A 15,843-nucleotide genomic window follows, 5' to 3' on the forward strand; every position below is an offset into this window, starting at 1 on the left:
ACCGAACTTTAGATTAATGGGTAACAAGCGGGCATGCAAGAGAGAATTTTTAGTAACCCACTGAATTCATTGCACTTATTTAGTGCGCGCAATGCTCAAAAATGTACATCACTTATTAACTGCTACATTGAGATTTTAATTCTTCTTTAAATCAGATTTCGGACAATCCACATAAAATGCGGTGAAAACCTGATATTTTGCTATAGCGGAGCATATGGTTTTGTTACGCTAGAATTTCGTCCGCTTTTTACCAAGAAAGGGTATTAGTGACGCATTTTCATCATTCACGTTTGACACTATTAGCTTAGAAATCAAAAGAAAATAGCCTATTTTAGCAGCAATGTTTTTATCATCGTGACTACAAGCCTTACTCTATTTTTTATAATCTTTCGGCTTAAAAGACGCAACTAAACATGAGTTGTAGTACCCTTTTTTGTATACTTCCCCATATTAAGCTGCTTGATCCTCAAGTTTATTAAAGCACACCGAATACGATGAACATCATGCTACGTGTTGGTGCATTATGGTGCATATGAAGATTTAGAAAAATACGGCTTTTTCTGATCATCCTTCAGCATTTTTATTTGTCAGTCCTTAGGCAATATCTCTAATGTTCGAAGGCTCGATAAATTAGTAATTAACATGGGGAGTACACCGAGCACCGCCGCTAGCGTGGTAATGATGGAGTCGAATGCAATATTGGCACTAAAAATCACTAATAAAAATAGCAGCCCCACCAGCATAAATAATGGTGGGCGCAAGTTATGCCAAATACTAGACCGCGTTTCTGTAAGCCATGCCTCAATGTGCTTCGCAGACTCTGCACTCATGACAAACTGTCTAAAGCTCTCATTCACCAAGTGCCATCCACAATCTCGATAAATTAAGCCCCTTCGTTGTAAATGCCCAATAATTTCGGCACTTGCAGGGTTTAATTTGGCACCTTGTGCAAGCTGCAACAAAATGAGCCGTTCGTTTGTTGTACATTGCTCCCACCTCAAGCGATATGCAGGTCGTGCATGGTGAACAAAAAACTCAACGATTTGCTGGGGTGACCAGTAATCATCTAATTTCAGTGACTGTTGCCCCTCCTTTCGAGAGGAAACATTGGCACCATTTAGTGACGTTAATAGCCCATTAATATCTTCTGCTGAGCGTTTCAGTTTTATTTCTAGGTGGTAAATTAAAAACGCCTTTTGCACATCAAGTAAATCGGGCCAATGAGTAGATTCATGTGCTAGTACCGAAAAGGCGGAAGGCGATGTGGTGAGGGTATTCTTTTTACTGGCCACCCAGTAATAATGTATAGAAAAACTGCGAAGCAATTTACTCCATTGCCACAACTCGTTTTTACTCGGTAAATGCTCAAGCTCAAATGCAGGAAAGCTCTCAGCGTGGCTAATTAGCTGCATGGGTGACATTTCAGATACTAGAATTAAGTGACACTTGTGTTGTTGAAGCGTTTGAATAAGCTCGAATGCCGCATCTCGTTCGGTGTGATCAAGCAGTGCCTTATTTAGCCCTTTTAGGATAATAGTAGGCGTGTTTTCATGTTCATCTATTTTTATTATTTTATCAAAATTGGGTTCTTTCACGCGAGTGAGCCAATCTTGGATGTCACCCACTTTATTTTCAAAAATTGTGTGTTCATGCGCTAAGAATGCTTTTTCTAAGTCAGATTGGCTCAGTTGACTGATAAACTGCACCTGCATACGTTTAGAATGTTGTGGCGTAAGTTGCTTCCAAATGTACTCGCTTTCTTCCGCTTCAGAGGGAGGGCGCAAGCGGTAGCTATCAAAAATATGCTCACCTAACAGCTTGCGACTAATAAGCAAAAGGGCTGCACAAAACACACAGAATACGAAGACAGCGGTAATCACTAGTACTGGTAAAAAGTATAAGGCACTAGATGCTCGCATGAAACGTTGCGCTGAGTAGTGGAGTATTTTGTCACTGGTTGTTTTTATATCGGTACCCGCTTTAAATCGATACTCCGCTGCAGAGTCCGTTTGTAACTTTAAATTACTGACAATAGCGTTAATAAAGGTATCTGTGTTGTTGTTCAATACCGATGAATAGGCCTCTGCGTTGTCCAGTGTTACCCACTCTTCTCTTTCTAATGCTGGGAATATGCGCTTGAACGGGATCTCTGGGTTAGCAGCTGGCAGGCCTTCTCTTCGACTCAATGGATCCTGATACATTAATGCTCGATACTTCTGGCTTTCCAGTGAGACATCTTGCTGCATCTCCAACAGATGCTGATTCTGGAAGGTCGCCTGCCCTTCTAGCATGTAGCTGTTTACGCTATTCACTAATATAACGGTAGGCACAACCGCAATGAAGTAAATACATCCCGCTAAATACCAAATGTAGCTGTTCGGTACTCGACTGCTCAACTCAGACAAACTACTGGGTTTTTTATTTGATTGAACAGCAATCCCCTCTCGGACGGATTTCACCCACATTAGATAACTAGAAAGCAAAAATAGCCCGATACCTACTAGTGGAAAGAGTAGCGAATCGTAGCTCGAATGAGATACATGACTGTTTTCAGTGTTGTTGTAAACCTCCGATAAAAGTACTAAAGACAACGTGACGAAGCACATCAACGGAATAAAAAAAGGCATTCGGATTAACAAACTAGGCCTGTTGAGGTATCGCCATGCTAAAGCCTTTAACGATAATTTTTTACCCTCCACTTCAACGGGTACAAAGATAAACTGCAAAATAATAAGCATGAAAGTTAACGTAAAAGACAAAAACGCCAACCGTGGGATCACTGCGTTGATAATGCCTATGGTGAAAAGTTGCATTGCGCAGGCAGACCAAATCCACAGGGCTAACCAGCGATAGGTTTTACGATCCCCCGTTAGGGTATTTTGGTTTGACGTGGTGATATTTTCATCATCATACTGATAATGAAATAAACGCGCCCACACACCCTGCGAGCTAACATATCGGCTTATTAGTACTAAGGGAATTAATAGTGCTAGGTAAAGAATAACCGCAAGAAACACCAGCAACATGTTGATTTGTGAAGCTTCTTCTTGATTATAGAACACCACGAGCGCCCATTCGGGTATTGCTTCATGCAATGGCCCAATTACCATGCTGTGTTCTTCTCCGCGATAATCTAACTGCAAGTGTGCGGGCTGGTTAACGTCTATATTCTGCAAGTTGGACAAGGTAGTTAAAAGCTGTAAATCATGCCCATTTTCAGCCACGAAACTTTCGACTAAACTTCGTTCTTCGTTACTGTGGTAGAGCACTCTCCCCGATTGGTCAATTACGGCATACCCTATATTTTTTGGCATAACGCGCTGATTTAAACTTCTCAGCAATGTACCTATCGAGCTTATACGCTTTGTTATTTCACCTGTATCATTTTCCTCATCTCTATCGGTACGTTCGAAAACCAATTGGCTATTAAACCTGGCATCGTCAATATTACGTATTCGTTCAATAAAGAAATGCTGAGGCATCGCGCTGGCTGTTTTAAGTAACTGTTCGCAGCACACTTTTTGCCCTGTGCTTTTATAGTGTAAATCACCAATAAAATGTTTATCCAAACGCCACATATTTCCATGCCATGCACGCCTATAGTATTCCCGCTCATTCAAGCGTGTTTTTTTAAAGTTATATAGGTTTTCATGAGGACGAAAAATCATTGATGGACTGTTCTGTTTATAGCTGGTCACGACACCGCTTTTGCCAAGTAAAAACCAGTTTTCAATGAAATAAGCATTGTTGTCAGTTACTGATTGCTCGTTAATCAGCGGACAATTCAGTAAATCTGTAGGGCGAAAATTTTCATTACGATTGTTCGACGCCTTACAGCCAGAAGTGACTCCTTGTTTAGCTCTCTTAAAATAACGCGTATCTAATTGTAATAACTCCGATAACTCTTTAGCGAAATCTAAACTTATGGATTGGTGTATATGTTCTGAATCTAGCGTTTTTTGGGCAAGCCAGTATCTAAAAAAGAGCTGATCGCTTATCGCTATCGTAGCAACCCCCAGCAAAATGAATAACCCTAAAATGCATTGAGTGACATCAGAACGTGTATAGCTATAGGTGGGGGCGCAGTATTGAATTTTAAGAATAGGAAGTGTAGCGACGAGCAGTGTTAAGAATAGTACTATCCATAATGCCGTATTGTTGCCAATTTTAAGGTTATTGAGAACCACTTCTTTTTTTTCTACGAAAGCGAGCAGGTAGAGTGTTGTTGCGTTGTCTTCACCTCCAGCGTTTAAGCCAGTTATTGTAATTGGTTGCCGATAAATACGTAGATAGAGCCCCGCGATTTGCCTGTCTACAGAATCACTCGCCTTTAGTCCTATCCCACCTTCTATATTGTGGCCGGACGCTTCGCCACTTCCTTCGTTCTCACCTAATAATTCACCTACGTTCGAAAAACGAAGATCGGATAGCGCTTTTGCAAAGTTACTGTGTCTTTTTTCTGCTAAAACCTCCCCTTTTCCATCACTGATAACCAGCAATGGAAACGGGCTTAAATGTGTTGAGATTAGATCAGCGATGGGAACGGTTACCGTTTTATGCCCTACGTGAACTTTAAAAATGCGAGACTTAGCGTCGAATTCGCTGTTAGTAATAACTTTTCTGTCATCGCCTGTACTTTCTATGCCGCTACCTTCATTTCCTTCGACCTTAGGTTTTTCTCCAGTACTGTCATTATTCTTCTTTTCACTGTCAGCGGTATCTGCTATTCCAAGGTGCTTAAAGTTTTCATTCGAACTAATGCGCTTTTTAAACTCGTTGTCTTTGTCTTTCTCATTTTCTTGAGACTTAAACTCTTCTTTCACGCTTGTCAAAAGCATATCAAGAGATTGTTGTAGACCTCTACCCGCCTCGTTTAACTGGCGCAGATAACCATGGTTTTGTAGGATTTCATTCTGTTGAATTCGAAGAAAGTAGTAAGCAGAGCCCACCAAAATAGCAATAAACAAAAGTAGGCTGTAACGCTTGAGAGCTTCGTGTCTGCCTGTGTGCATAATCCATACATCCATGTCGAATTAAGATAAATAAGTATGGAACAACCAATTTAACTTGTACACTTTTTAAACAATTAATTTACGATAACTTAAGCTATGAAGAGAGTTTTAGCCCGTTTTGATCCATATCAACGCTATCTTGACTGACTTGAACCACACTACGCCTATCCTTAAACCATTATGACAACGTGTATGCTCTCGTTAGTAAATAACAGCAATACAAACCTAAACATTCGTCCCGAACATCATGGCTTGTATAAACTTAGCTTAACGCGTAATGCGGACATTGCGGTTGCGAGCAAGCCTGTCTTTGGTGCGAGTATTACTTTTCACACAGACCTACTCACGTACGACAGCTTCATTGTTAAGCCTGACAATCTATTAGGATGGGTAGATCTGGGGGGATTGGTTTATTTTACTATTTGTTCAGGTCAGCATCCCCTTGGCGTGGACAATGTGAATACTACAACCACACTACCTTCACAATTTATAAGCGCGGAAAATGGCATGCTGCGCTTCACATCAACGCTTCGCATATACCTGCTTGCGAAAACGCCCAGAGACATTCAGGAACATGGGTTGTGTTACTTCACCCCCGTGTAGTTAACGAGATATAACTACGCGCAAGCAGGTTATCAAGAATGGTATACCTACAAGCGACTGCCGTTGTAATTACTAGCTTTTCGTTGCCCGCTTTTTATTGCCCCAATTGTTGTGAGCCTGTAACTACGAGTTGCTGCATATTATTCATTTTCTGAAAAGCACATTTTAATCGCTTCTGACAAACCTGAAAAACGCTTATCTCGCCTTTCTACCATAGCGCTAAATGTGGCGCTGTTCGCTATAATTAAACAACCTTCTTTTGCCCTTGTTAGGCCGGTGTAGACTAGCCCTCGATGAAATAGCCCTGCGGCTTTTTCACTTTCAGGTCTAGGCAGTAATAACACCACGTACTTAAACTCTGAGCCCTGCGATTTATGTATCGTCATTGCAAATACCGTTTCAAAAGCAGGAACTCGAGATAAAGAAATTGAACGTAGGACGCCGTCTTGAGTTTCAAACCAAGCCAGTAGCTTTCCATTGAGATCAGGCCAGATAATACCCACTTCGCCGTTTGATAAACGCTGTGGATGATTGTTTTTCACTATCATAATGGGCTGGCCTTGGTAGAAAATACCTTCGCGGCGTTTGATATTGTGTTTTATCGCGTCAAATACCAGTGCATTTAACCCCTCTACACCCATGTCGCCCTTTCGAACTGGGGTCAACCATCGCACACGATTGAGCAGACTAAGCGCTTCTTTGGCACTTTGCGCTTTAAAAACAGGTTCGTAGCTTTCTTGTGCTAACTTTTTTAACACGCTGGTCTTAAACCTAGTTTCAGCTTGGATATATACACCATCTTGTAGCCAGTGGCTATTCTCGCCATGACTTTGAGGCTCAGCCTTCTGGCTGGCCTCTTTTGAATGCATAGCATCTAGCGCTTGCTTGCTTCTCCCGGTCTGAATAGCGGTAGCGACTTCAGCCACCTGCCCTTTAAATCGCTGAGGCGCTTGAAGGGTATGCACCCAGGTTTTGGCATTTTCGTTAACGGGCAGTAAAGGCAGATGTGGGCACAGGGTGGCAATATGTTGACGTAGCTCGCGAGTAACTGCACCTAGGTTATTTTCAGATATACCCGTTTCGGCAAACTCTGCTTCATCGCTATCGTGTACAAGTTGCTCAAGTACGTTACCCAATTCTACAGCAGGCAGTTGATCCGCATCACCGATAAAGTACAAACGCGCATGAGGCGGCAAGGCGCGAATAATTCTAGCCATGAGCGCCAAATCGACCATGGACGCTTCATCCACAATAAGCACATCAAGCATAAGCGGGTTATGCTGATTGTAGCGTGTAGCTATGGTGTGTTCCCGTAAGCCTAGCAACCTATGCAATGTGACAGCATCAGTAGGTACACTGTTTAACAGATTATCATCTACCTTACCGCGTAAGCTTTCCAAATTACTCACGATAGACTCGGTCATGCGCTGCTGCGCTTTACCGGTTGGAGCCGCTAGCACAATTCGCTCATTCTGATTACACGCTTGAAGCGCTAATAGCAGCCTGAGTACTGTGTAGGTTTTCCCCGTGCCCGGACCACCGTTAATAACGCTAAATTGTTGCACTAAACTTTTCGCCACAGCGACTTGTTGCCAATCTTGCTCATCCATGGCGTTGGTTGGAAACATGGCTGGCCATAGGGCTTTAACCCTTGATAGCCCATCTTCACTTAGCGCTGTGATATGAGTTCGATTAGCAATGCTGGCGGCAATCTCCTGTTCGAAATTATAGTAGCGCCGGCTATACAACTTGCCTGTTTGATAGACAAATAGATCAGTAATTTTGTTATTCTTGTCATCCGTTTCACTGTCCAGTGCCTTTTTAATCACACTGATCATTTCGGTAAGACCTGGAAATGCATAGCCTAATTTATGTGGTGACGTATCGGTATCTGATTCGGTAGATTCAGATACCGTGTTGGACTTTGTTTCTAACTCAGGGTCAAGCTCAGGCTCAACGAACAGCCTAGTTCCCGCGACTTCAGTGAGTAACAAGCAACTATGGCCGCTGCGCTGCATAAATGACAATGCCACCAACAAGTGTAACCAGACAACCTGTTCAGCGTCGGTTAGCCTTTCGCAATGCGCAAACTCCAGTGCCACAAAGCGGTCGATAGCTTCAATCCCGAAAAGTTGTTCTACGTACTCGTTACTATCTATCATAAGTCCAACTCCCCTTGCACAGCATCGGGCGACGGGTCATTTGAGGCTTCTTCATTTGAATGTTTGTCGGCCAAAGGCTTTTCGGCTGAAGGCTTCTCGTTTGAAGTCTCTTCGCCTAAAAATAAGCGATCCAAAGCCTCTAGCGTTACGGAATCTATGGGCGTGAAAAAGACGCCCTCCCCGTTCGTATTGCTCGGGTGCATTCCTCGTAAATACAAATAATACACGCCACCAAAATGTGCTTCGGGCGTATAATCGACAATGGCATTCTTTAAGTATCTGTGTAGTGCTAAGCAATAGATTAAATACTGCAAGTCATATAGATGGTGCTGATTATTGGCGTTTAATGCTTGAGGCATATAATGCGATACGCTATCGCCTAACCACGTAGATTTATAATCGGCAACATAGTACTTACCATCATGCGTAAATATTAAGTCGATAAACCCGTGCATCATGCCTTCAAGGGCCGACACCATTAACGAGGGAACAACCTCTGCTGTAGGTAAACCGGTAGCAGTTTCTGAGTTGTTACCTACCGCAAGCTGTTTCGCCACTGACTTTCTGTGTTCAAACAATATGTATTTTAGTTCGCTCCATTTACTTTCGTTCATGGGAAAATAGAATTCTGCTTCCCGAAGGGTTTGCGGCAGCGAAAGGTCCGATAAAGTAAGCTGGCTTTGGGAGTCACTTAGCAAGTGGCTTGTAGGCGTAGGCATAGAAAGCGGTGTAGCCAGTACTTCATCTAACCACGAATACAAATCTGCTGTACGTGCTGTTTCTAACCCGAATCGAACGGCGAGTTCAGCACCACTTTCACTCCAGTCAGGCGCAGAAAAATCGTTTAGCTCAAGTAAGTCATGCAGTAAATTACCTGCACTCGCCCCTTTCTGTAAGGTAAAGCGTATTTGATCTGCATGTGGCGCAGCTGTTTTTGTATCTGACTTTGTATTGCCCTGTTTAGCCGCGTGCAATGGCGTTGCCGTTTCCTCAATTTCCGTATTTCCTGCCGCCATGCTCTGGGTAACTACCTCACCAAACGTACCAGCAAAACCATCATTAGATGTTATCTCTTCGTCTCGTACCGTCTGCATAACTGGAATGCTGGGTACTGCAAAAGAAACGCCTTGTGCCGCTGACATAACCGTCATGCGGCTAATAGCCGAGAAAGAATACAACCGCCAATCTTCGCTGCTAGTACCTGCAAACGTTAACGTACTTAAGGGCACAACCGTTTCCGTGTTGTCAAAGCTTGAATACTGTTGAGCCAAGGGATCGGCGCAAATGTGGGTGGCATGAGCTTGCGGTTCACTGGCAATGGCGTCTAACACGGTGCCCCAATCACGACCTTCATCGTCATTGATATTGAGTGCATGGGCCAAGGCGCTTTTTTCATGTCCGTCTAATGGCAATACGCCCATATAACAACGATGCGCTGCACGGGTAACGGCTACATAAGCTAATCGCATTTCTTCTGCGTCACCCTCTTTACGTACTCGTTCGATTGCTGCATTAGTGCGCCCTAATTGCAGCTGCAATTCTTGGCTCTGTTCATCGTAATAGGTGAATATTTGCGAGTACGACTTTCCACTCTTCGCTGGGTCTCGGTAACCTGTAGCAAAGGGAACAAATACAATGGGGTACTCTAAGCCCTTAGACCCGTGCTGGGTAACCAAGCGTATTAACTGGCTGTCACTTTCAAGTCTTAGCGTCATTTCTTCATCACTTTCAGGCTGATGAATTTGCTTGTGCAGCCAATCAAGTAATTGCTCTGGGCGCTGATGAGTTGCCCCCGCCTTCTCTAACGTTTCCGCTAGATGTTGGTAATTAGTAAGCGCGCGCTCTACTTCTGAACCATATGGCGTGTAGTTCTCTTGCATTAAGTGCAACAGTACGCTCATGCAGCCTTTTTGTTGCCACATATCACGCAGTGAAGTGACCTTGTCGTAAGCCTCATCCCATAGCGCATCGTCTTCGTGATACAACAAATTAACTAGGGTTTGCGGTGTATAACCCCATAGCGGTGATGCCAAACTTGAGGCGACCTTGCTAGTATCTGTGTTGTGCCACACACCATTGAGTAGGCGCAGCACATCTTTAGCCTCAGGGGAGGCAAATAAATTACTTCTATCGCTTAAATACACGCAGGCCAAGCCTTGTTGCTGTAATACATATTTAATGACGGAAGCTTCATTACGGTTTTTTACCAGTATGGCAATATCGGCAGGTTTAACCGGTCTAGCGGGTTTTGTGGGATCCTTTTCATCGACAAAAGTCACCTCGTTAAACAAGCGGTAAATCTCTTGCGCTATCCATTGTGCTAAACCACGGCGCAGCGTATTCGCATCACTTTTTTCATCTAAACTAAAACTCACGTAATTCATTGCATCACGTTCGTCATTAGAATCGTTAAGTGGGTGGGTTGCTGCCGCAGCTTTGGACGTAAATTCAACCGGATTGTATTGAATATTAAAACCGAACACATCTCTCGGGCTAGGCGCTAGCGCAATGGCATCCTGCGTGCTTTGTGTTTGTGAGATGGGCGCTGGTGGAACTGGCGCGCCGTAAAACAAACGGTTATAGGCCTTCACCATGCCGGCGACCGAACGCCAGTTGGTATTCATTACCCACCGATAATCGGCCTGCTGCCCTGCTTTTAAATAAGTAAAAATGTCGCCGCCCCTGAAGCGATAAATCGCTTGTTTGGGGTCGCCAATCATCAGAAGTGCATTTTCGCTTTTTGATTTGCTCGTGTCTGGTTCAAAGCCAGCCCCAGAACCTTGGTTACTATCTAATCTTACGTCAGTACCTAAGCTAGCTTTAATGTCAGCGCCGGCTTCGTGATTTTTACTGTTATTAACCTGTGCTTTTGGATAAACCGCATCTAAAATAGCGTATTGCTTGGCGTCGGTATCTTGAAACTCATCAATTAACGCAACGGGGAATTTCTTCCTAAGCTCAGGTACTAAGCTATTATTAGGCTTAACCACTTCATCGGCGAGCATACGAATAAGGTCGTCAAAGTCGATAACCCCTAGTTGTTGCTTTTGCGCCGCCACATTGCTTTTAATAAAGCTAATAGCATGGTTAACCAAGGTAAATACAGGAATTTTATCGAGGTTGTCCTGCTTGTCTTTACAGGCAGTTGAAATGGCATCGGCAAAGCCTTTAATGGGCGCAAGTATTTCTTTTACCCCAGACTTATTTCTACCAAACCGACGACCATCAAGAAAGGCAGCGCCCTCTGGCGGTAGCGGCTCATATTCACCACTTTCAAGCCAAGACTTAAGTGCAGCAAGTTCAGGCGTACGCAGCGCTTTATGATCAGGCTTTTTAAGTAGTTGATCGTGAATAAGCGCTTCGTTATCAACAATATTATTATAATGAAACGTAAACTGTGCAGGCGCAGTACTTTCGTTTTCGTGAAGGCCAGCGATAAACGCCTTTTCTATGGTTTCCTCATCTAGCAAAACCGGCGTAAGCGTGCTTCTTACGCTTGAGGAGAATTCATTTAATAGGCTCTCTGGCACATGCCAGCCTTGTTCCGCCAATAACATGAAGTCGTCTTCATTTTGGGAGACTTTTCTTATCCAATCCTGTGCCGCCTGCAAATACAGATCTGCAGTGTCTTTACTTAAATTCAACGCCATTGCAAAACCACTATTAAACGCTAATTGCCCAATCACATGCTGGCAAAAGCCATGAATAGTGAAGACAGACGCATCATCAAGTTCTAATTGCGCAGCTTTTAGCAGGGCCAAACTGTCTTTGGGTGAACAGGCTCTATAGAGATGGGCATAGACAGGATCGGTGCTGTTTAATAGCGCAGCTAGGTCAGCATTTTCATTTAAATCGTCTTTGTCATTACTAGCGCTATCACGACCAGCACCATCATCACCAGCACTATCATCACCAGCACTGGCACTACCTGTATTAGTGTCATCAACGCCTAAACACGCTTCCCAGAACGCGGTGGCTTCTCGCAGCGTTTTGGCCACACGGCCTTTGATTTCTTCGGTGGCCGCTTTGGTGAAGGTCATCACCAAAATCTCTTTTACGTTAAGCTTTTTCTCTAACAATAAGCGTAAGTACAAACGCGTGATGTTGTAGGTTTTACCTGTGCCCGCACTGGCTTCAATTAAATGCCTTCCTTTTAGCGGCATGGCGGGCACATTTAGTAATTGAGAAGCACTTGTAGACAAGCTCATAACTGCTCCTGTGATGAAATGTTAGCCACCAACGCAAACAATAAAAAAGCCTGTGTGGTTGGCATATCATGCCAACTCACGCCATCAGGAAATAACCATTTAACATAAGGGTTACTAGCGATATCAGCAGTAAATTGCCCTGATGACTGAAGCCAATTTTTGAGTAGGCGCTGGGCATCATCACTGGCAAAAAATGCACGTATATCGGTTATTAGCGAGTTGCCGGGTTCATCTGTGTCTTTGGTATCAATAGTATTTTCAGAATCAAGACCACCTTGCTTATCCACACCTTCCCTATCATCTAACCCTTGGGCGTCTAGACTTGCCAGAAATGTGGGTAAGGTGACTTTGTTTGCCAGAAGGGTTCCGGGGGATTTTTTTGTGCCACTGACTACGGCACTCATTAATGAGCTATATACGGGCGTTGGTGCGCTCAATATGTCAACAAACAATGATTCAATACTCAGCAAAATTTGGCAGGCTGTGTTTTTGTCTACTGACGGAAAGCTACGCTTCATTAGCTTGGTTTCACCTTTTACCCAATCGCAGTAAAAGATATCTAGCGGATATTGTGTATAGGGTGTTACTTCCTCGTTTGCGCTAAACACAAGCTGTGTCATAAAGTAACCTAACGCTCTAATGTCATTCACCTTGCCTGCGCACGGCTGCATCAAGCTGTTTCCACCTTCAAGCGCACTGGCGGTAAACGTAAAGTGGTTGCCTGCAAATTGCGCCCGTTTGGGTTCAGCATCATGTGGTCCCATCGCTTGGGTAAGGGCTGCCGCGCTTTCCTTCCACAACTCAAGCTCCTCTAGCGCCACCGGGTTATTGGGAATGTCACCACGAAGCGCGGCGAATTGCACTACCCTATCGCTATGCTGGAGGGTTGCCGCATTAGCATCATCGAAGAAAGCACTGGAAGAAAACATAGCATCGAGTACTTGGTACCGCACTAGTGCGTTGGTTTCAAAAGGTTCGCTATTGTCTAGCAAGGTTACCGATTGGGATAAGTCAACGCCTAACCGCTGCTGAGAAAAGAACTCAAGAGGATCTCTAAACGCTCGAGCCACCTGCATACACTGAAAGCTCGCGTTTTCAGGGGAGCTGTCTACTGCCAGAGGCGCGAGTGAATGTTCTTTTTGCCTAGTTTCTTCACTGCTTTTTTCGCTGCTTTCTTCGCTTTTGTCAATGTTGGGGCCACTCGTAGCAGCGTCACATAATGATTGGGCTAGACGCAACCAGCCCGTCTCATAGCTGGGGAGTGTGCCGGTAAAAGCACTTTCACTAAACGGATGCAATGGTGCATGTTTTAAATAATGACCCATATTTACCTGATAGCCCGTGTCTAACATATCGAGAAATTCGCCTAACACTAGGCTGGGCTGCCGCTCACTGTTATTTTTTACATCGTTACCTTGGTAGCTTAAATATAGGCTTTCTCTGGCCGAAATAATCGCTTCTAAAAAAAGATACCTGTCTTCTAAACGACGCGAGCGATCGCCCACTCTTCTATCAGGCCCCGCCATTAAATCGAGCCCTAACGGTGTAGACTTACGAGGAAACTCGCTGTCGTTAAGCCCTAATATGCACACTTTTTTAAACGGGATACTACGCATAGGTAGCATGGAGCATACCGTGACTTGCCCCGTCATAAAGTGGTTACCTGCATCGGGAGACGAAAATCGGCTTAACAGTAATTCCCGCACCTGACGTAAACTTAAATCGTAGGTATATTCGGCTTCTTCACATCGAGCAGCCAAATCAGCGGCAACTTTAGCAATAAGATCCCAGCTGTGTTCTTGTTCTTTGGTTGGTGTAAAGCAGGTATCACGCAGGGCTAATAAATCGGCACCCCATGCATTCGGGCTTCGCGGGGTATTAAGCTCAGTGGCAAATCTGCCTAGTAACTCAATAACATGGATAAGCTTACCAAGCGTTACCGTCGACTGTCCTTCCACATCAGGAATAGTCAGCATGTCGTCAATAACACCTTCACTATCTGGCGCTAACATACCTAACAATAAACGCCTAATTCCCCACCACCAGCTGTAAGTATTTTCATGGGTGGCCCCTGCCGACACATTGGCTTTATGGCTGCCATCCAACCCCCAATGAATATGAGCTTGCTTAAGCCATACGGTCATTTGATCGATATCGTCTTGAGCAATACTGAAGCACTTTTGTACCGCATCAAGTTGTAAGTAGTCGACAATATCCGATACACCGAATCGGCTGTCAGGCAAATGGAGTAGCGTCATGTAAGCGGCAATAAGGGGTTCTGCATCCATGGGGCTTCTATCTGCGATAGAGCACGGCAAGCGAACAGGCCCATTGCCCGCTAGGGGTTTGGTACCCACCCGATGAAATACGGTATCAACAAAGGGGGCATAATTTTCTATCGCGGGGCACATTACCAGCACATCGGATGGCGTACGAGATGAGTCCTGTGATAACCAGTGCAGTAAATGATCGTGCAGTACCTGCACTTCACGTAACGCTGAATGGGTACACATAATGGTAACACTGTCGTCAGCGTTTTCGGCAGAGCCTGTTTCTGTGCTTCCTTTACTTCCTATAGTGCCAACGTGCGTTGCGGGTAAAGCTTCTAATATATCGTTGTGAATTCGGTTTAAAAGTAACGTTTCACCAGTTTCACTATCAGCAGGAATCGGCGCGTCGAAGGCACTGACTTCAAAGGTGTCTAAATCGGTAAGCAAATTAAAAAGCTCCCTCCCCTGCAGCCCTAAGTTGCCTAACAACGAGTTGCTTTGATCTTGCTGCATCCATTTCTCTAACCCGTCCATACGCAGCTGCCTTGCCAGTTCACTATCGCTTTTCGCATCGCCCCAGTAATTAACACTTGGGTTCAAATGAAAAATATGAATATCGATGTGCGCCGCTAATGCATCGAAAAAGGCAATCAACTGCGGTGCCATGGTGTTGATTGCAAACACCACGATACGGTTGGGTAATTCGCTATCACCACTTTTTAGATGATCGCCGTTATTTAACGCAGTCAGGGTAAGTTGGTGCAGTCGTGCAGGATGTAAAGGTTCTTGCTTGGCAAGGTGACGCCATATTTCGCTTTGCCAAATTTCAGATTCATCATTGGTTTTACGCTGGCTTTCTTCCCATGCAAACAACCAATCTGGACGATATAACAAATATTGCTCGTACACATCGGCCAGCGCCGTTGCCAATTGCAACCGTTGTACGCCCTGCTCTTGCTCACTTCCCGCTTGTAACCAGTATTTATTAACTTGCTCGAACGCTGCCATCGATTGTAGAGATGTCTCTTGTCCTGATGCCTCTAGTCCCGATGCCTCTAGTAAAAGGGCATCAATGCGCCATACGAGGACTTCACGTCGATAAGGCGATTGCTTAGGTACTTTATCTTTACCCAACACCAGCCTTGCCGTGTTCCACATAAATCTAACCGGCAAAGGAAAATCAAAATTCATCGCCACGCCCTGCTCTTTAGCAAGTTGCATACTTACCCAGTGCTGCATACCTGGGCTTTCGACTAATATCGTTTCAGGCGTAAAAACACCATTGGGTTGATGCTTAATTAGCGTAGTAAGGAGGAAGCTGAGGTGTTCAAGTTTGTTCGATGGATAAAGCGCGAGCAATCGGAAAATCCTTTGTCGTATTCAGCGGGCGTTATGATAATGAGTGTATCGTAATTCAATGAATAGGTAAGCTGAAATTAATTAGATTTAAGCGAAATTATTATATCGTACGGGGCTAAGTAGATGACTAGAAGGGATAGACAATAGAAAGAAAAAAACCCATACAGGCCTCAGGACACGAAAAACCTGTATGGGTAAGGTTTACGGGTTACCCAGTAGCAACGTGAAT

Annotated in this window: 5 protein-coding genes; 1 reads left to right on the forward strand and 4 read right to left on the reverse strand. The window is 44.3% G+C overall.

What is annotated here, in order from left to right; translation table 11 throughout:
• Positions 1-587: 587 nt before the first annotated feature.
• Positions 588-5,012 (reverse strand): hypothetical protein, encoded by a 4,425-nt coding sequence (locus FLAVO9R_RS11805; protein ID WP_159531525.1) that lies wholly within the window; start codon positions 5,010-5,012, stop codon positions 588-590.
• A 192-nt stretch (positions 5,013-5,204) separates the two neighbouring features.
• On the opposite strand from FLAVO9R_RS11805, the gene FLAVO9R_RS11810 reads away from it, so the two are divergent.
• Positions 5,205-5,615 (forward strand): hypothetical protein, encoded by a 411-nt coding sequence (locus FLAVO9R_RS11810; protein WP_159531527.1) that lies wholly within the window; start codon positions 5,205-5,207, stop codon positions 5,613-5,615.
• Between the two features lie 140 nt (positions 5,616-5,755).
• Here the strand turns inward: FLAVO9R_RS11810 and recD are convergent, their stop codons facing one another.
• The 3 genes from recD to recC are packed head-to-tail and all read right to left on the reverse strand — an operon-like array spanning position 5,756 to position 15,614.
• Complete coding sequence (gene recD, locus FLAVO9R_RS11815) at positions 5,756-7,777, reverse strand: exodeoxyribonuclease V subunit alpha (RefSeq protein WP_159531529.1); 2,022 nt, start codon at positions 7,775-7,777, stop codon at positions 5,756-5,758.
• On the reverse strand, positions 7,774-11,985 hold the full coding sequence (locus FLAVO9R_RS11820; RefSeq protein WP_159531531.1) for a UvrD-helicase domain-containing protein: 4,212 nt from the start codon (positions 11,983-11,985) through the stop codon (positions 7,774-7,776). The genes recD and FLAVO9R_RS11820 overlap by 4 nt, the downstream gene beginning before the upstream one ends.
• Positions 11,982-15,614, reverse strand: coding sequence for an exodeoxyribonuclease V subunit gamma (recC, locus tag FLAVO9R_RS11825; RefSeq protein ID WP_159531533.1), 3,633 nt, complete (start codon positions 15,612-15,614; stop codon positions 11,982-11,984). The genes FLAVO9R_RS11820 and recC overlap by 4 nt, the downstream gene beginning before the upstream one ends.
• Between the last annotated feature and the right edge of the window lie 229 nt (positions 15,615-15,843).

This window comes from Alteromonas sp. 38, from assembly GCF_902506055.1.
Classification (GTDB): domain Bacteria; phylum Pseudomonadota; class Gammaproteobacteria; order Enterobacterales; family Alteromonadaceae; genus Alteromonas; species Alteromonas lipotrueae.

What these genes read in the sequence shown, in the direction of transcription:
- FLAVO9R_RS11810 (WP_159531527.1), top strand. Translation starts at nt 5,205, where the DNA reads ATGCTCTCGTTAGTAAATAACAGCAATACAAACCTAAACATTCGTCCC.
- FLAVO9R_RS11820 (WP_159531531.1), bottom strand. Translation starts at nt 11,985, where the DNA reads ATGAGCTTGTCTACAAGTGCTTCTCAATTACTAAATGTGCCCGCCATG.
- FLAVO9R_RS11805 (WP_159531525.1), bottom strand. Translation starts at nt 5,012, where the DNA reads ATGCACACAGGCAGACACGAAGCTCTCAAGCGTTACAGCCTACTTTTG.
- recD (WP_159531529.1), bottom strand. Translation starts at nt 7,777, where the DNA reads ATGATAGATAGTAACGAGTACGTAGAACAACTTTTCGGGATTGAAGCT.